The sequence below is a fragment of the Candidatus Berkiella aquae genome (assembly GCF_001431295.2).
GTDB classification, from domain to species: Bacteria; Pseudomonadota; Gammaproteobacteria; order Berkiellales; family Berkiellaceae; genus Berkiella; species Berkiella aquae.
On the sequence record NZ_LKAJ02000001.1, the window covers coordinates 956,474 to 974,625 of the forward strand.

The 18,152-nt window shown below is 36.2% G+C and carries 14 protein-coding genes; 11 read left to right on the forward strand and 3 right to left on the reverse strand.

All coding sequences use genetic code 11. The annotated features are described in order from the left end of the window. Positions 1–403 precede the first annotated feature (403 nt). The 3 genes from HT99x_RS04490 to HT99x_RS04500 all read left to right on the forward strand — a co-directional run bounded on the left by HT99x_RS04490 (position 404) and on the right by HT99x_RS04500 (position 4,752). Entirely contained in the window at positions 404–1,138 is a 735-nt protein-coding gene (locus tag HT99x_RS04490) for a hypothetical protein (RefSeq protein ID WP_075066840.1), read from the forward strand. A gap of 288 nt (positions 1,139–1,426) precedes the next feature. Next, the gene (locus tag HT99x_RS04495) at positions 1,427–2,635 is read left to right on the forward strand and encodes a hypothetical protein (RefSeq protein ID WP_259565500.1); all 1,209 of its coding nucleotides are present in this window, start codon (positions 1,427–1,429) and stop codon (positions 2,633–2,635) included. Between the two features lie 593 nt (positions 2,636–3,228). Continuing rightward, on the forward strand, positions 3,229–4,752 hold the full coding sequence (locus tag HT99x_RS04500) for a hypothetical protein (protein WP_075066838.1): 1,524 nt from the start codon (positions 3,229–3,231) through the stop codon (positions 4,750–4,752). 3 nt (positions 4,753–4,755) lie between these two features. On the opposite strand, the gene HT99x_RS15955 is transcribed toward HT99x_RS04500, so the two are convergent. Further along, a complete protein-coding gene (locus HT99x_RS15955; protein ID WP_075066837.1) occupies positions 4,756–5,115 on the reverse strand; it encodes a M20/M25/M40 family metallo-hydrolase in 360 nt (119 codons plus the stop codon). A gap of 392 nt (positions 5,116–5,507) precedes the next feature. On the opposite strand from HT99x_RS15955, the gene HT99x_RS04505 reads away from it, so the two are divergent. From HT99x_RS04505 to HT99x_RS04515, 3 genes are all read left to right on the forward strand, one after another. Next, positions 5,508–7,037 carry a hypothetical protein gene (locus HT99x_RS04505; protein ID WP_075066836.1) on the forward strand — a complete coding sequence of 510 codons (1,530 nt, stop codon included), beginning with the start codon at positions 5,508–5,510 and terminating at the stop codon, positions 7,035–7,037. Between the two features lie 2 nt (positions 7,038–7,039). Then, a complete protein-coding gene (locus tag HT99x_RS04510) occupies positions 7,040–8,539 on the forward strand; it encodes a hypothetical protein (RefSeq protein ID WP_075066835.1) in 1,500 nt (499 codons plus the stop codon). Positions 8,540–9,070: 531 nt separating this feature from the next. After that, entirely contained in the window at positions 9,071–10,567 is a 1,497-nt protein-coding gene (locus HT99x_RS04515) for a hypothetical protein (protein ID WP_075066834.1), read from the forward strand. 72 nt (positions 10,568–10,639) lie between these two features. On the opposite strand, the gene HT99x_RS04520 is transcribed toward HT99x_RS04515, so the two are convergent. Then, positions 10,640–11,836 (reverse strand): amidohydrolase, encoded by a 1,197-nt coding sequence (locus HT99x_RS04520; protein ID WP_083482927.1) that lies wholly within the window; start codon positions 11,834–11,836, stop codon positions 10,640–10,642. A gap of 83 nt (positions 11,837–11,919) precedes the next feature. On the opposite strand from HT99x_RS04520, the gene HT99x_RS04525 reads away from it, so the two are divergent. The 5 genes from HT99x_RS04525 (at position 11,920) to HT99x_RS04545 (ending at position 16,570) form a co-directional block, all read left to right on the forward strand. Further along, the gene (locus HT99x_RS04525; RefSeq protein WP_075066832.1) at positions 11,920–12,897 is read left to right on the forward strand and encodes an aldo/keto reductase; all 978 of its coding nucleotides are present in this window, start codon (positions 11,920–11,922) and stop codon (positions 12,895–12,897) included. A 12-nt stretch (positions 12,898–12,909) separates the two neighbouring features. Continuing rightward, complete coding sequence (locus tag HT99x_RS04530; RefSeq protein ID WP_075066831.1) at positions 12,910–13,437, forward strand: HI_0983 family protein; 528 nt, start codon at positions 12,910–12,912, stop codon at positions 13,435–13,437. A gap of 17 nt (positions 13,438–13,454) precedes the next feature. Further along, positions 13,455–14,006, forward strand: a complete 552-nt coding sequence (locus HT99x_RS04535) for a carboxymuconolactone decarboxylase family protein (RefSeq protein WP_083482926.1) — start codon at positions 13,455–13,457, stop codon at positions 14,004–14,006. Positions 14,007–14,040: 34 nt separating this feature from the next. Then, positions 14,041–15,468 (forward strand): ATP-binding protein, encoded by a 1,428-nt coding sequence (locus tag HT99x_RS04540; protein ID WP_075066829.1) that lies wholly within the window; start codon positions 14,041–14,043, stop codon positions 15,466–15,468. Positions 15,469–15,685: 217 nt separating this feature from the next. Further along, positions 15,686–16,570 carry a response regulator gene (locus tag HT99x_RS04545; RefSeq protein ID WP_259566996.1) on the forward strand — a complete coding sequence of 295 codons (885 nt, stop codon included), beginning with the start codon at positions 15,686–15,688 and terminating at the stop codon, positions 16,568–16,570. Here the strand turns inward: HT99x_RS04545 and HT99x_RS04550 are convergent. Further along, entirely contained in the window at positions 16,520–17,995 is a 1,476-nt protein-coding gene (locus tag HT99x_RS04550) for an ankyrin repeat domain-containing protein (RefSeq protein WP_158003401.1), read from the reverse strand. The two genes, HT99x_RS04545 and HT99x_RS04550, sit on opposite strands and share 51 nt — an antisense overlap. Positions 17,996–18,152: the final 157 nt, after the last annotated feature.

An 18,152-nucleotide genomic window follows, 5' to 3' on the forward strand; every position in this document is an offset into this window, starting at 1 on the left:
GTTCGAATGTGCTGATTTTTTCTGGGTTAAATGTAAACTGGCGCTATTCTGTTAGAACTAAGTCTTACTGTGTGACAGGTATTTTTAGGAAAATGAGAAAGCATTAAAGAAACGCTGATGAAAGCTCCGGTGGCAAATAGAATGATCAATACACAAGCTTAGAAACAAGATGAAAACGACATCACTTCTTTCATCTACTTCCTGCGTCTGTTGCTTGCAAAGACAAAACATCAAGCGTTCATTAAAACTAGATTTCTAATAAAATAAAATCTAATTGTTCGAAGAAATCAATAAAGCGCAAATTAACTAACTTGATGGCTAGGCTAGAAAAAGCTAGGATTATTCCTGACATTCTGATGAGTTATCAGCGGTGGGAATATGACCTTAACAAACGGAGATGACAATGAAACCAGGCCCGAAACAGAGAGTTGCTACAGAGCAAGCTTGTAAAAAACCAAAACTGAATGCTAATGATGAGGCCGTAGTAGCAACCGTATTGGCAATACAAGAACTTCGTGAGACCATTTTTAATTATCTTCCACTTTATCGTTCAATGGGTGAAAATAAACTAGCAGCGGTTTGTAAGCAATGGTCTAAACCACTGAGAAAAGAAGATTTTAGTAAACCAGCAGTTTTTCAGAGCATTCTAGAAGATTGTCAGAACTCACTTGAAACCATTCAATTTATTTTAAAAGATAAGGTTCTATTATCCTTAATCGATTTTGCACAAGTACTAGAGATCTGCAGTTGCAATGCGAAATTGGCAATGCGTTTGCTGAACAATCAAGCGATAGCAAATAGACTGAGTGGCGATTTATTGGTGATTTTAACGAAGTATCATAATGAAGTCGCTTCCTGTCTTCTTGAAAAGACAGAACTTCATTGCAAACTGACAAGTACGCATATTGTTGAGCTATCAGTCAAGGATCGCGCGTTTAGCGCCTGCTTTGTTGCATTAGCTTGTTTTGATCCCTTTACCAATTATCATCGTTTTCACGATGATTTTGAAATTTATGGTGATCCTGTCGGTTTAGTGCATGAAAACGATAAACAACAACTTATCGAATTGATTGTTGATGAAGCTACAAAAAGTAATGAGGTGAATGCCGAAGTAAAAAAGAGAAAGAGAATCAATTGATAACGACTTGCTGCGGTACCTCTGAGAGAACCTGAGATGCGCGGTATCCATTTATCCCCGACGAATAGCTTCGGGGCTGTAACTTTATTATAGTTTTTCCTGACAGAAATTACGCTATTCTTTTTTCATTGAAAAATATAACGAGTTTTTGTTAGGAGTCGTGAGATGTTAAGTTTTATGTATCAAAATATAGGTAGAAGAGTGTCACCAAATACATTTGGTCGCAGTTATGGTACCACTTATAAGAATATGGCAAATTTGAACAAAGTGTCAAATAAGGTTCATATCATGCCACAACTTCATTTTGACTTTTCTGAACAAGGTAAAGAAGCTGAAGAAATTTTACTTAATGTAGGTAAAGAAAAAATAAGTGATAAACTTCGAAGATCAGATGAAAATGTGTCTATTCAACCTAATAAAATTAACCAAACAGTTAAATCGATATCACGTGCAGTTATGCGACACCCTGATGAAAAGGTGCTGGAAATGCTATGCGATTTACATCAAGAGATGAAAAGTACTTTTGTCAATGAGCCAGATGAAGGAATTGAATGGTTATTGGGTGGTTCTAGAGATATGGCGCGGGGTGGTTTCAAGAATGCGCAAACCTTTAAAGCGTTCTTAAACAAAGATCCTCGAAAAATGTCTCCCAGTCGATTGATTACCGGATTAGAAACCGTTGCGACTGCTATTGGATACCGCATGATTCATGCTAATTGGAGCTTGCCACCAACGAACCCCAACGATCCAATGCAGAATGCGACACCGGCTCAAAAGCAGATGAATGAGCTTATTCAGAAGATAAGATTTACCAATGGAGATGTTATTATGCCGCCTATTGGTGAAGCCTATGTAAACAGAGGATTTGATGATGTGGCTCGCTCGCCAATCTCACTTGATGATGATATTGATATTGAAGCAGAAGACGTGTCAGAAGCCTCTGATTTAGATGGGATAGATGAAGAGGTAGTGCTACCTGCTCAAAAATTACCAGCGAGAGTATTTCAAAAGCACAATGATCATGCTTTATCATGGCCGGCGGCTGCTTTAAAAAGCAATATTGATGTACGCGCTCATACCTCTGGTACGGCACCATTAGCTTTATCAGCGATAGAAGGAGTACTCGGTTATAATAGAAGCGGGAAGTTACTCACTAAAGAAGAAGAGCTGCGAAAGCTATCGGGCGCGTTATTAGTCGCCTCTTTTCTAAGAGGAGATTTTCATACACCAGCAGAAACCCAAGCAGGAGTAGAGCATTATATTTCAGAAAAGAAGAAGCGTAAGAATCCTTCTTTAAAAACACAACTACTACAGCCTAAAGCGGCTTTTACGTTAGCGTTAAATAGTATGAGTGAAGCTTCTAAAAATTCAAAAGTATCAAAAAAAGATAAGCTAGCTTTGCAATCTGCTATTCAAATGCTTTCAGATGAAATCATTTCTGGGACTCCAGAATATGAAACCCAACTTGAAAAACAAATGAGCAAGTTACGGTTGTAATGGTAAAAAGAGGCGTTTGTTTTAGTGATGACAAACACCTCGATAAAGCTGTTCGGAATTAAGATTTAAGATTTTTGCATTCCTCCTACACTGCGGCATCGGTATACACTATTCACTGTTGCCGCAGTTTTTTTATTAGAGCGAATGTCTTATCACCACTTCTATTTCCTCTGATAATTTGACTTAGTGGCGTAGAATGATTGCTTTGGACTTATCTTCGTGTACTGGTTTTATTGCGTTATTTCTTCGATGATTGCTTTGTTGAATCATGCGCTGACGCATGACCATGGTACAAAAAGTACGACTTTCACTCTTGATCATGGAATAAGCAGATAGCTGGGTTTTTGATTGAATTTTACCTAGTTATTAGAACAAGTCTATCAATTGACTTGATGATGAATTAAAAAATAGTTATATTGCATTAACATTTTGATGAGTCTTCTCCAGAAGGACCGTGCGGGAACTGGTAAGCATTTTCATTACTTAGTTTTAAGAGACTAAACGGGGTCATCACTAAAGATAATATTTAGTGATGAATTTGTTTTTCCTTTCAATCACTAAATTTGACATTTAATGATTGAAAGAGATTAGTCATGAAACAAGGTCCCCAAAAACAACAAAGCCCACAAACCAAACGTCGAAGATTAAATTTCTCTCAGGATCGCACTCAATCCACTGAAATTACGTATGAACCAGCTGAGCCATCGCTGGTTTTTTCCATTCCTGAACTGGTTTCACATATTTTAAGCTTTGTTCCGCGTTATCGATTATTGGGTGAAAATAAAGTAACCACCGTTTGCAAACAATGGTATCAAACTCTCAAAGCAGATGATTTTTATCATTCGGATACTTTTCAAAAAATCATAGATGATTGTAAGCGTTCTCCAGAAGGTGTTCTCGCCATTTTAACAGATGTGGAGCTATTACCTTATTTAGATATCAAAAAACAACTTGAATTAAGTAGCTGTCACCAAGATTTTTCCCTTCATTTGCTAAAAAACGAAGAGTTTAGCAAACGGCAAAGTTTCCAAGATTTACTACTGCTGGGTAAAAATTATTATGACGTTGCAATGTACATTTTAAAATCAGATGCATTTTGCCAAAAATTAGATGGGTATGCTTTAGCAAGACTGAGTAAAAATCATTCAAGTGTTGCCATGTATATTTTGCAGACAGAGGTTCTTTGTCAAAAATTAGTTGGAGAAAGTTTAGCACTGCTGGGTCAAAATCATTCTGATGTTGCCAAGACTATTTTGGAATCAGAGGTTCTTTGTCAAAAATTAGTTGGCCATAATTTAGCAGTCCTTGGTCAAAATTATTCTGATATTGCTAAGACTGTTTTTGAATCAGAAGTTCTTTGCCAAAAACTAAATGGTCACGATTTAGCAATCCTGGGTCAAAATCATTTTGATATCGCTAAAACTATTTTGGAGTCAGAAGTTCTTTGTCAAAGACTAAATGGACATGATTTAGGAACTTTAGGTCAAAATCATTCTAATATAGCTATGCTGATTTTAAAATCAGAAGAGCTGTGCGGGCAGTTAGATGGATATGATTTAGCAACGCTAGGTGAAAACCTTTCTGATATAGCTATGCACATTTTGGAAACAAAAGATCTTTGCCCAAAATTAGATGGTAATCATTTAGCAATGTTGGGTCAAAATCATTCTAATATAGCTATGCACATTTTAAACTCAGAAGAACTTTGCCGACAGTTAGATGGATATGACTTAGCAAATCTTGGTCCAAATCATTCAGCGGTTGCTATGCATGTTTTAATGTCAGATACACTTTGCCAACAGTTGAATGGAGAGAATTTAGAAATGTTGGGTGAATTCTGTGTTGATGTTGCTATGCATATTTTAAAGACTGAAGCACTTTGCGAACAGCTTGATAGCAATCAATTAGAAGAGCTTGCTCAGCAACATTATAGGGTTGCCATGCATATTTTGAATACCCCGGTGTTATGCGAACGACTCGGTAATGATTCGGCAATACATGCAGCTGTACAGAAATTAAATTGTATTGCAAGTGAAGCTAAATGGTATCAATCCAATTTGCAGTTCAATACACTGAATGATATAGCTAGCAATATCGTAACAAGACCAAGGCCGTGATTACTAAGTCGAGGCCGCTAAAAAACATAACGCAATTTGCCTAAAGACTTTGGCGCCTTGTTTAATGATTTTGTCATTAAAATCAAATTTTGAATTATGACAGCATTCGCTTTTTTCGCCATTGGCTATAAAGAAGTAACATCCAGGAATTTCGTTTAAGAAATACGAAAAATCTTTCGCAGCACGGGCAGATCTGGGTTTTAGCCTTACATTCTCTTCACCAAAGCAAATCGTTGATTGCTTGTAAGGTGAAATTAGCTTCGGCAGGTTTGATTGATGATAGAGGTAAATAATGTATTTAGGCTCAGAGCGTAAAATGAATACAATGAATTTTTTCAAAGACTGATGCTTGTACGATTGCATTATGGTTATCAGAGATAGAAGTCTTAAGGAAAATCTTTAGTTCAATTGTGTTGTATGAAAAAATGGAAAATGAACAGTTAAAATGCTTGCAATCATTTAATGAACGCTTTGATCCTTTATGCCATGAATACTAGGCTTTTAATTAAATTAAAACTAACCATTCGAACAAACCCATTAAAATAAAGTCAATTGACTTGTTTGTTATTTTGAAAAAAGTTAACATTGCTTAATATTTTGATGAGTCTTCTCCTAAAGGCACACTGGAGAACTGGTAACCTTTATTCACCTAGTATTAATAGACTAAACGGGTTCATCGCTAAACACAACATTTAGTGATGATGCAATTTAATTTTCTCTATCACTAAATTTTTAATTAACGATAGAGGTGAATAATGAAACAAGGAACACACCGACTCTCCCTGTTAAAAGAAAGAGCAAGAAAAATACGAAAAATTGACTCCACTGAGAATGCTTCTGAAGCAACTTATTCACCTGTGGAACATGCATTAACGATCCCAGAAATTATTGCCAATATTTTATATCACTATCCTCACAGTGGTATTCTTGGTCAAAACAATATTATGACTGTTTCTAAATTGTGGCATAAGGTCCTCAAGGAAAACGATTTAATTGATGACTTCTCCTTTAAAAAACTGATTGAAGATTGTGTAAAATATCCTGAAGGTGTCATTCATATTTTAAAAGATAAAAGCTTGCAGCCATATTTAACAACAGAAAAATTATTTAAAATCATCAGTTGTCATAAAGCGTTTGCAATTCATTTTTTGCAGAATATAGATATAAGCAATAGTGAGCAAAAAGATGTTGCCATTTTGGCAAATTATCACAGCGAAGTTGTAATGTGTATTTTAGAAAAACTCAAAACATATGAAGGGAATGCTACATTTACTGGTCTTCTAATGAGGCTTGGGAAACAGGATCCTATTATTGCTGAACATATACTGAATACACCAGAGCTTATCAAAAGAGCTTCTTTAAGGCTGTTTTCAGAAATTAATCCTAATATTGCTATACGTATCCTTAATGAACCATTTGGTTATGGAAAGTGCACCAAACCAGGCCACTATTATCCCGTAGTCCTATTTCAATATCTTGAAGTCCTGATTGAAATTGGCAAAAAACAAAAGGGTTTTGAATTTCTTAAAGAATTAAATATAAATACACCAGAAGAATTTGTCTGCAAATTAGAAGACTGCGCTCTGAGATTGAGCAGAAATGTATTAAGCGAGATAGCCCTTTACAATGAAGAAGTGAGAATGAAAATTATGATGACACCTAGTCTTCGTAAAAAAGTTGGCAAATCATCCATTATTCATTTAGGAGAAGTGCATGCTAAAGCTGCTATGTATATTCTTGAGACAAGAATCTTACATTCCTATAATTCTTTTGATTCTGTCTTGGCTACTTTTGCTCGTCATATCACTGTAGCTAAATATATTTTTAATACGCCAGAATTATTTAATCTCTTGAGTCATGAAATAATTGTCAGTATTGCTTCAAAAAGTCATGAAATGGCTATGCATATCTTAAAGACAGAAGAGCTTTGTAAATTACTTGAAAGTAAAGACATTATAAAGTTAGGTTATGAAAATCCAACGGTTGCTAAATATATATTATCGACACCTGAAATTTGTGCAAAAATGATGACTGATGACATGTTTGCTTTGGCCAACAAACATTCTTTTGTAGTTAAAAATATCCTTGACACAGATGAATTTCGTAAAAGGATAGATGATACTCAGCTAATAAGCTTGGAATGCTTAAAATATAAAATTCGTAACTTTACTCCCTCAGCGATACAGCAGCAAGTCTGTAAACAAGCACAATTATGGAATGTGCTAACGAATGAGTTAGATGAAGATAACAATCATAATGATTCTGTAAGTTTAAGAAGAGGTTAATCATGATACGTAATCTACGTCCTCTCCCAAAAAAACGAATGAGCAAACGTCCCAAAGTGAGTTTACAAGGCGCTACTTTTGTATCTTACTCACCGGTTGAATATGCATTGTCACTTCCAGAAATAGTAGCGATTATTGCAAGTTTTTGCCCTTTATATAGTGTTCGTGGCAAAAATAACCTAATGACTGTTTCAAAGCTGTGGCATAAAGTCATTAGTGAAAGCGATTTTTATGATAATGTCTCATTTAGAAATCTTATTAAAGACTGTTTGAAATCACCAGAAGGAGTTATTTACATTCTCCGAGATGAAAAGTTGCTACCTTATTTGACAAAAGAAAGACTCCTTGAACTCATTGGTTGCCATAAAGAATTTGCTTTACATTTATTAGAAAATGAAATCATGAGTGGTTTATGTCAATATGACTTATTTCGGCTAGCAAGCCATCATCATGAAGTAGGGCTGTTTATTTTAAAAAATGAAAAATATAGAAAGGAATTTAGTGATGTGGGTGTGTCGAGCCTGGGCCACAACCATCCAAAGATTGCAGATTATTTATTTAATACCCAACCAAATATATTAGACTTAGCCATTAATGAAAAAAGTCATCCAGATATTGTTAGGCAGATGCTCAATCATTCTGATAATTTTAATAGATTATATGCTGTTGGGATTGTAAGAGACGTTGCATTTAAATATCTTGATGTCCTGGTAGAGAGCTGTAAAGACAAAAAAGCTTTTGAATTTTTAAAACGCTTTGAGATAAATACCCCGGCAGATTTTATTCAAAACTTAATAAATTTATTTGAGGGTGGATGGTTGAATTGGCAACATTTGATATATTTAGGCTGCCATCACGCTGAAATTGCTATAAATATTCTTAAAACTCCCACTCTCTTAGAGAATATTAATCCAGATGTAATTATTGCATTTGGCAGGTACCATAAAAGTGTGGCAATGCATATTCTCACCACTGAAAAAATCTATAAAAAACTTAATGGTAACAATCTATTTTCTGTGTGTAATTTCCATTTTGAAGCAATTGAATATCTTTTCAATCAACCTGAGTTACTAAAGAAAATTTCTATGTTTTTTATAAAATTTATAGCCTACAAACATCCGAAAATTGGGTTGGCTATTTTAAAGACGGAAGATTACTTCACTCAACTAACAAGTTCTGAATTAGAATGCATAGGATGTAGTGGGAACTCGGCTGTTATTGAACACATCCTATTAACAAGCGTACTTTATAATAAACTGACAATCGAAAATTTAGAAAAAATATGCCGTGCAAATCCAAGAGTAGTTAGAAAAATTCTTTATTCATCTCATTTGCATAAAGAAATTGAAGCATTTCATTTGGAACGTTTGCGAGTAGTAAATGAGTACATTTCTCAATTACCTCCTGTTGATATAGCCTTTGATGTTTCTAGATTGGCTAAATTGTGGAATGTAGAGAAAAATACGGTAGATAGTGTAGTAAATGCAACTCTTGCTATATGAATATTGAACTCAGAGGTTAAATATGAAATCAAGGCCTAGATAGATGTTCTTCGCAACATAACGAGTAAGCAAACGCCTCAAAATTCGCTCTTCAGAAATTGTTGTAGAGTCGGCCTATTAACCTATTGAGCACGTATTATCACTACCAGATGTAGCGACTATTGCAACTTTTTGTCCTTTGTATGTTATTCATGGCAAAAATAATCTGATGACCATTTCAAAGCTGTGGCATAAAGTTATTAGAGGAAGTGATTCTACCTATAAATGCAAAAACTGGGTTTTTAATTGAGTTAAAACTAGTTATTAGAACAATCTCATTAAAATATAGTCAAATGACTTGTTTTTTATTTTGAAAAAAATTAAGATTGCTTAATATTTTGATGAGTCTTCTCCTAAAGGAACATTAGAGAACTGGTAATTTTTTACCTAGTATTAACAGACTAAGCGGGTTCATCACTAAATTTATTTAGTGATGACGCATTATTTATTTTCCCAGTCACTAAATTTTTAATTTGATGATGGAGGTAAATAATGAAACAAGGTGCTGCCCCTTTAAAACGAAAAAGCAAACGTCAAAAAATTCATTCTTCTGAGGTCGTCACTACAACAGCTCACCATCTATTTGAGGAAGCATTAGCAGATCCAGTAATTGTTAAAAAGATATTGCATTACTGCCCTCACTACAGATTTTACGGCAAAAATAATATGATGATCGTTTCAAAGCAATGGCATAAAGTCATTAGTGAAAGCGATTTATACGAAAACAGCTCATTTCAAAAGCTCCTTCAAGATTGTCTAATATCACCTGAGGTAGTTATAGATATTCTCAGAGATGAAACGTTGCTTCCCTATTTATCGAGAAGAAAATTACTTGAACTTATCAGTTGCTATAAAGAGTTTGCTATTTATATACTGCAAATGGAGATATTCAGTGATCTAAGCTTATATGAAAAAGCTTTGCTAACACAATATCATCATGATGTCGCAATGTATGTTTTAAAAAATCCAAAATATTTCGATGAAAAGAATATGGATCTTGCGATAACGCTTGGTTGTCAGCATCCTCAAGTGGCGCAATTAATACTTGATAAAAAAATACCTTTAAGTACTACACAGTTATTAAGCCTTGCAAAAAGCAATTCAACTATCGCTAGGCAGATACTCAATGACAAAAAATGTGATACACAAAATATGCGAGACATAGCATTTTTACATCTTGATGTTTTGATAGATATTTGCAATGAGAAAAAAATATTTCCAATACAAGTTGATTTTAAGACTCCTGAAGAGTTTGTTCTTAACTTGGAACATATATGTCGTTATAATTTAGTGGATGATTTTGATTTACTTACGCTTGGAAAATTTCATTCTGAAGTTGCTATGCAAATAGTAAAATGCTCAGTCCTCCGTGAAAAATTATTTTTTAATGGTTTTACTTTGTATGGTGATTTTGTTGACATGTGTATCCTGCATAGAAACGTGGCAGAGTATGTTTGTGACACGCCCGAATGGTTAAGTAAATTGAACATTCAAGAACTTTATAGAATCGGTATTGTCCATCCTAAAGTTGCGATGGTCATTTTAAAAACAGAAACTCTTTGTGACCAATTGAGCAGTTCTACCATGGCAAACCTGGGGTGTCATCAAGAAATTGCGATGACCATTTTGAAAACAGAGAAGCTTTACAATCGATTAACTAGTCATGATCTGAGAAAGTTAGGATATAGCAATAATCCTTTGGTTGTTGAGCATCTATTAATGACAAGTGCATTTTGCAATAAGATAACACAAATAGATTTAATCGGAATTTGCTCTAAAAAACCTAGCGTGTTAAAGAAAGTTATAAGCTTACTTGCTTTAGATAAAAAAAATGAAGTGCATCTAAAGCGTTTGCAAGCGATTCAACATATTGCTAAGTTAGCTCCTTCTGACATTGCTGTTGCGATTTCACAACAATCACAGGCATGGAATGTAGAAACTAATCAAACAGAAGAGGTTGTGGTTGCAAAAGTTGTGCTACGTCCTTGAGGCGCACGTATCGTTCATTGCCACAATGCCCCAGAGAATGATAACGATATCATAACATAACCAAGACCTTAATCATGGAATAAGCTGATAGTTCGGCGCTAAAAAACCTAACGCAATTTGCGTAAAGACTTTGGCGCCTTGTTTAATGATTTCGTCATTAAAATCATATTTTGAATTATGACAGCATTCGCTTTTTTCGCCATTACCTATAAAGAAGTAACATCCAGGAATTTCGTTTAAGAAATACGAAAAATCTTCTGCAGCACGGGCAGAGCTAGGTTTTAGCATGACATTCTCTGCGCCTAAGCAGATAGCCGCTTGCTTTAATGCAAAATCAGCTTCAGCAGAAGTATTAATAGTAGGAGGGTAAATTTCATCAAATTGTTGTTCAATCGTAACTTGATGTTTCTTTTCTAGCAAGCTTAAAATTTGTTTAATCCCTGCCTTAGCAATTTCAAATTTTTCTCTTGATGGCGCACGAACGGTGCCTTGTAAATACGTAAAATTGGGTACCACATTCGTGGTGAAGCCACTTTTACATTGGGTCATGGTGATGATGGTGGGCTCTATCCCAATTGCTAAGTCATCGTGCAGCTGTCTTAATGCTAATATCACATCCGCAGCGGCAATGAGGGGATTAATGGTTAACTCAGGTTGTGCTGCATGACCGCCTTTACCATGAACATGTAAAGTAAATTCAAGATTACCATACATGGCACAACCCGGTTTGGTTAGCATCATGCCCAAAGGAGATCCAGGGTGATTATGTAAGCCAAAAATTGCATCGACTTTGGGATTTTCTAACACGCCTTCTTCTATCATAGCTTTGGCACCGGCACCCCCTTCTTCAGCGGGCTGAAAAATAAATTTTATTTTGCCAGTGAGTTGATCTTTGAGTTGGCATAAAACGTTAGCTGCAGCGAGCAGAGTGGCAACATGACCATCATGGCCACAAGCATGCATCACGCCCACATTTTTAGACTGATAGGGTAAGGCGGTTTCTTCCATAATCGGTAAAGCATCCATATCGGCTCGCAAACCTAATGTCTTGCCGGGTTTACCTGAATCTAAAATAGCGACCACTCCGGTTTTGCCAATGCCTGATTGGATAGGGAGTCCGAGATTTGTAAGTTCATCAGCAATCAGCTTGGCGGTTTGGGTTTCTTCATAGCGTAATTCAGGATGCGCATGAATCGTTTGTCGAATTTGACGATAATGAGGAAAAATGGCATCAATAATGGCTTGCATAAGATCCTTCCCAGTCAGCATAATTGCTTACCCTGTAATAGAGTAGCTTTCTTTATTAAATCACACTACATTGAATTAGCACTTTTTTATGAATGGAATATATCATGCAGATGCGCAAATTAGGAAAACAAGGATTGACTGTTTCAGCCTTAGGCTTAGGTTGTATGGGAATGAGCCAATCCTATGGGACGCCAAATGATCCACAGTCGATTAAAACCCTCCATCGTGCGATTGAGTTGGGTTTAACCTTTTTTGATACCGCAGAAGTCTACGGCCCTTACCGTAATGAAGAATTACTGGGAAATGCGCTCAAGGGTTATCGCCATAACGTGATCATTGCAACCAAATTTGGATTTCATATTGAAGACGGCAAAATGGCAGGCTTGAATAGTCATCCAACCCATATTCGTCAAGCAGTAGAAGGCTCATTACGCCGCCTGCAGACCGATCATATCGATCTACTCTATCAACATCGCATTGATCCGGCCGTCCCAATAGAAGAGGTAGTGGGAACCATGGGGTTGTTAGTGAATGAAGGCAAAGTACGGTTTATCGGCTTATCGGAAGCGGGTGAAGACAATATTCGTAGAGCACATCATATTTATCCATTATCAGCCCTACAAAGTGAATATTCAATCTGGGAACGTAACTTAGAAGAAGGCATCATTCCTTTACTACGTGAACTAGGAATCGGTTTAGTTCCTTTTTCACCACTGGGTAGAGGTTTTCTAACAGGGAACGCGAAAAGAGCGGAAGAATATCCGCAAGGAGATTATCGTAAAACCGATCCCCGTTATCAAGGCAAAAATTACGATGACAATATGCAGGTCGTTTCGGTTATACATCAATTAGCGAAAGCCAAAAATGCGACTCCTGCGCAAATTGCGCTAGCCTGGATTTTACACAAAGGAGAAGATTTGGTCGCCATCCCAGGTACCAAACAAGAAAAATATCTCGAAGAAAATCTCGGTGCCTTAACAATTCATTTAACAGCGCAAGAAATGCAACAGCTCGATGATACCTTACCCAAAACTGCAGGGCCTCGCTATCCTGAAAAACAAATGACTTATATTGACCGTTAAGTGGAGCTTTTTATGTCAGGATATAAAAAATTATTTTTTATCGGTTTATTGTGTCATACGCTGGTTACTCTTGCTGGGGTGCCCAGTGAAATTACACTTGAGGGTAAAATTTATCAAAAAGTCGATGAAAATGTGATGGGCAATCACAAATATTCTGTTTACATTCAAAATGGTGAAACACAGAGTAATTGGACATCGAGAGTGGCGGTTCATTATTTTATGGATGAAAAAGATCCCACCCAATTTGCGCAAACACAATTTAGCGATGCTGCAAAAATTGAAATGATTAATGGCGATAAAAAAAATATACTACAGTTTTTTGATACTATGAATCCCGTAGGAAAAATAGGGGATCCCATTACGTTTCAGCAAAATGTCTGGCGATATCAGTTATTAAATTATGATAAAGGGATAATGTCAGTTGAGTATTCGCAGCGAAAAATGCTGCCAAATCAATCATCGCCAGCAGCAACCCAGCAAATTGATAAAGGCATACAAGATGATATTAAATCTTTGCCGATTGAGAGATATTCGTTTTAGCGTTTTAACCAAGGAACATGATGAGTCGATTACCTTTAATTGAAATACCAGAGCCACTTGATGCGCATATTAAAGCATTAGGGGGGAAGCCGTTAAATCTTTATCGTGCGCTTTCGCACAACCCGCGGTTGCTTGAGAGCTGGATTGATTTTGCTTATACCTTACGAGACGGCAAAACACCTCGTCGATTAAGAGAGTTAATGATTTTACGAACAGCGCAAATGGCCCACTCAGCCTATGAATTGGCGCAACATTCTATCATGGCAAAAAAAGCTGGTGTTACAGAAAATGAAATAGCTGAGCTTGAAAATTGGCAACAATCTACTTTGTTTAATGATATCGAAAAAGCCGCTTTAAAACTCACTGAAGCTATCGTCAACAATCATATGACAGACGATATTTATGCAAATGCCGCGCAATATTTTTCCCATGTCGATATGATTGAACTGTTGTTAACTGCTAGTTTTTATTGCATGGTTCCTCGATTTTTAAATGCAATTGCCATCACCACCGAAGGTGAATCATCTCTACAATATAGGAAAATGGCCGATAACCTATTGGCATTTTAAGAAAAATAAACCTGTAAATATTGTAGGGTGACCTGTGGAATCAGGAATCGACTCATTCCCGAATACGGAGGGCAAAATCCAAGAAAGCATTTCTAATGCTTTAGTCAGGATTGCTCACACGAGTGTACTGGTTAGTATTCCAGTCGGGATGATTTGTGCAACCCTTGTGTATTTTGGCTTAAAACAAACCGGGGTGCCATTAGCTTATCTTGGAGCGTGGTATATTGCGCTGATGGCTATTTCAGTTGCCCGTTTATTACAAGTATGGGCCTATTTGGCTTCTCCTAAAAAAATCAATCTTCATCGTAAGTTATTTTCAATCGTCAGCGTCTTGTCTGGAGCCATCTGGGGAAGCGCAGGTTTTTTACTGATGCCTGAACAAAGCTTAATGGCACAGATGATGATTGTTATCATTTTAGCGGGGATTTCAGTAGGAGCCATTCAATCTTTGCAGGCTAATTTATTTTCAAGTATTAGTTTTGCAATGCTGGTTGCGCTACCAACCAGTTTTTGGTTTTTAGCACAAGAGGGTATTAGTTATCTTGTCTTAGCTTGCACGGTATTCACCTATGTGTTCTTTTTAATTGTCATTGCGGTACGAGGTAATTACCTTCTCAAGAAATCGTTAAAGTTACATTACACCAATGCTAAATTAGTTCAAGACTTAAGAATATCGAATGTCAATTTGCAAGAAAGCCTGTCTTCGATTAGCGATTTGGTCGAGCAATTAAAGAAATCAAAATTAGAGGCAGAAAAGGCTAATAATTTCAAATCAGAATTTGTTGCTAATATGAGCCATGAGTTACGAACGCCTCTCAATGCGATTTTAGGCTATAGCGAAATCTTGCTCGAAGAAGCGAAAACGGAAGGATTACAGAAATACGTTGAGAAACTAGTGAAAATAAATAATTCAGGTGCACATTTATTAACATTGGTGAATGACATATTAGATTTGTCAAAAATTGAATCAGGAAAAATGGATGTCTATTTAGAAAACGTTGCCGTCATGCAATTGGTTAAAGAAGTTGAAAGTATTTTAGGGCCATTATTCGCGCAAAATAAAAATTCATTTTCTGTTAAAATCATGGGTGACATTCCTGTGATTCATACTGATCTGATTAAATTAAAACAATGTTTAATCAACTTGCTCAGCAATGCCAATAAATTTACGAAAGAAGGTACGGTTCAATTATTAATTGAGAACCAGAAAATTAATGATGAAGCATTTGTTTCTTTTTCAATCATTGATACCGGGATCGGTATCCCACCTGAGCAATTTCCCAATCTTTTCAAAATATTTTCTCAAACCGATTCTAAAGTTGCCAGAAATTTGGGAGGAACAGGGCTTGGTCTTTATTTAACAGATAAACTCTGTAAATTATTAGGAGGGGCTGTTAATGTCAAGAGTGAGCTTGGGAGAGGTTCAACCTTTATTATAACCTTACCTCAAAGGCTTAATTAATTATTGTCCAACCTCCGCCCCTTGAAAATGGTTTAATATGCTGAATTATACAGGATATTTGTTATTTATTGATGTTTATTTAAGATGTCGTAACTTTAAGCGGCAGTATATACTATTCAATATAAGTAAAAAGAACGAGCCGTCCGATGGTTATTATTACAGTAGTCTGTTACGTATTAAAGCTAAGTTGAAACGAGTAAATCTAATGACTAGAAAAATGCTGATAATAGATGATGATGTAAATAACTTGGAAATCATTGAGGGATTTCTGAGGATGGGCAATTTTCCTGAATATCAATTCATAAAATGCAAGAGTGCTGAAGAAGGATTAAAAGAGCTTATCAGCTATTGTAAAGAAATAGATATTATCATTCTCGATCAGATGATGCCTGGAATGTCAGGCTTGGAGCTTGTCACCAAAGTAAAAGCCGATCCCCGTTTTTCACATATTCCGATTGTGATGCAAACAGCATCGAATGATAAATCTAAACTGGTAGAAGGCTTTAGATTGGGAATTTACCATTATCTAACAAAACCTTATCTATCAAGTGTTTTTAATGCCATCATCAGAGGTGCGCTAGACTTTTTTAATCACCAACGTGAGCTGTCAATTGCATTGGAACATTCTAGAGTCTTGTATGATTGTATTGAAAATGCTTCATTTACGATCAATAACTTAGAACAAGCCAGTAAAATGAGTGTCAGTCTTGCACAACTTTTTCCTTATCCTGAGAAAGTGGCATTAGGTATTTCAGAGATTTTAGTCAATGCAATCGAGCATGGTAATTTGAATATAACTTACGAAGAAAAGACAGAATTAAATTTAAAATCGCAATGGAAACAAGAAGTAGAACGACGCTTGGTTTCAGAAGAAAATAAAAACAAACAAGTGACGATTCATTTTATTAAGAAAAAAGATGAAATTATTTTGAATGTTAAAGATGAAGGCGAAGGATTTGATTATGCGCGCTTTTTAGAGTTTGACCCCAGTCGTAGCACGCATAATCATGGGCGTGGTATTGCCTTTGCCAATAATATCAGTTTCGATCGCTTAGAATATGTCGGCGTGGGCAACCAGGTTAACTGTATCGTTAAGTTGTAACGCTACCGGCATCATATTCATTGGTGTCACATCAGAATGACTTACTATATTAGGTGATGATTCTAAGCCAGGGATCTCTATCGTTTTTGACTCCAGTACATCTTCTATTTTCAATGTGGTCGCTTTGCTTAATGCAGGTTGTTCACGACTAAATTGGTTTGCAATCTTATGAATGGTATTCGCCACATCCCATGAAAATAAATCACTGAATGATAACGTATCAGGCGTTGATGCAGAATCTGAATCATTTGTTAATAAATTGACAATGTCATATTGCCCATGTCGAGAAGCAATGGCTTTTGCATCATAACCTGCTGCATTGGTGATGTTGATATTTGCGCCATATTGCAACAATAATGAAGCGATTTTTAAATTACCTATCTCAGCGGCAACCATCAATGGGGTTTGATCAGCGGTATTTTCAACGGCATTGGCATCAACACTTTTCTCAAGTAACAGTTGGGTTAATTCAACGTGTCCGTGCTTTACCGCTTTATGCAAATAACTGTTGCCAAATATTTCAACCAGTGTACGAGCATTATCATCGTCAAGCGAAAGTATTTTATGCACAGGATCGAATTGCTGAGCTTGCAATGACATATTAATGAATTTATTCATGGAATATAAGCTCACATCCAGCGCTTCTGGAGAAGCTTGGTTCGGTTCATTTTCCACCGATTTTTCATTGGAATGAAATTGGTAGAGTGAAAAATCCTTCAATTGGGTATCATATCCAATCGAGCTCAGGATCTTGTGGCTTACCCATTCTGCAGATTCGGTTTCAAAGGAGCCATTATATTCATTACAATCATAATAGGCGTATTTGCCTTCTGCGGTAATATAAACAGCCAGAGCATGGCCACCGATGGAAGAATAAACCCCTAAATCAACCCATGAGTTTTTCCATTGATGTGCGATACGTAACATATCTGGGAGTTCTTGGGCATTAATGTCTGTTCCGGCTTTTTTCAAGAAAGCGAATACATTGGTCAGGGTATGCTTATTATCGCTGACCAGTTCAAAGTGCTGAATTCGGTCATCTTGCGTATATTTATGATTAGTTACATCTTTTGCTTTTAAATGAGCAAACCAGGATAAATCATTAATGGTATGTTCAAATAATTTTATACCATTACCATATTTTTTCTGTAGCGCTTCTGACATCCCATGCTGGCCATATAATGAGTAGATATTGCCATTCCACTTCGAGATGTAGCTTTGAATTTCTTTAAATTGGTGGGGTTTGTTGATGCCGTTATAATAAGCAAATAAAAATGACCATCCGTTACAATCACCATTGGCATTGAGGGGATTGATACGCATTGCGCCCTCATGCACAGAAATCTGACCAAGGTATGAAGTTAATTGATTATAAATATTCCCTTGCGATAAATTCGTGTAGGTATGGTATTGATTGTACGGCATATAAAATTCATCTAACTCAATTAATAAGTTAGGCATCCTACAATTTATTCAAGTGTTTGGCAACCGCTTATCGAGCAATTTGTTGAGATTGTCAGGAAATAAGAGAAGCGGGGATATGCAGTATATTTGGATTTAGGGTAAAAATCCCCCGCTCGCT

Bases quoted from the DNA above. Each gene is read 5' to 3' on its own strand.
- HT99x_RS04495 (WP_259565500.1), top strand. From the start codon at position 1,427: ATGCCACAACTTCATTTTGACTTTTCTGAACAAGGTAAAGAAGCTGAA.
- HT99x_RS04520 (WP_083482927.1), bottom strand. From the start codon at position 11,836: ATGCTGACTGGGAAGGATCTTATGCAAGCCATTATTGATGCCATTTTT.
- HT99x_RS04510 (WP_075066835.1), top strand. From the start codon at position 7,040: ATGATACGTAATCTACGTCCTCTCCCAAAAAAACGAATGAGCAAACGT.
- HT99x_RS15955 (WP_075066837.1), bottom strand. From the start codon at position 5,115: ATGCAATCGTACAAGCATCAGTCTTTGAAAAAATTCATTGTATTCATT.
- HT99x_RS04545 (WP_259566996.1), top strand. From the start codon at position 15,686: ATGCTGATAATAGATGATGATGTAAATAACTTGGAAATCATTGAGGGA.
- HT99x_RS04505 (WP_075066836.1), top strand. From the start codon at position 5,508: ATGAAACAAGGAACACACCGACTCTCCCTGTTAAAAGAAAGAGCAAGA.
- HT99x_RS04550 (WP_158003401.1), bottom strand. From the start codon at position 17,995: ATGCCGTACAATCAATACCATACCTACACGAATTTATCGCAAGGGAAT.
- HT99x_RS04515 (WP_075066834.1), top strand. From the start codon at position 9,071: ATGAAACAAGGTGCTGCCCCTTTAAAACGAAAAAGCAAACGTCAAAAA.
- HT99x_RS04530 (WP_075066831.1), top strand. From the start codon at position 12,910: ATGTCAGGATATAAAAAATTATTTTTTATCGGTTTATTGTGTCATACG.
- HT99x_RS04490 (WP_075066840.1), top strand. From the start codon at position 404: ATGAAACCAGGCCCGAAACAGAGAGTTGCTACAGAGCAAGCTTGTAAA.
- HT99x_RS04525 (WP_075066832.1), top strand. From the start codon at position 11,920: ATGCAGATGCGCAAATTAGGAAAACAAGGATTGACTGTTTCAGCCTTA.
- HT99x_RS04535 (WP_083482926.1), top strand. From the start codon at position 13,455: ATGATGAGTCGATTACCTTTAATTGAAATACCAGAGCCACTTGATGCG.
- HT99x_RS04500 (WP_075066838.1), top strand. From the start codon at position 3,229: ATGAAACAAGGTCCCCAAAAACAACAAAGCCCACAAACCAAACGTCGA.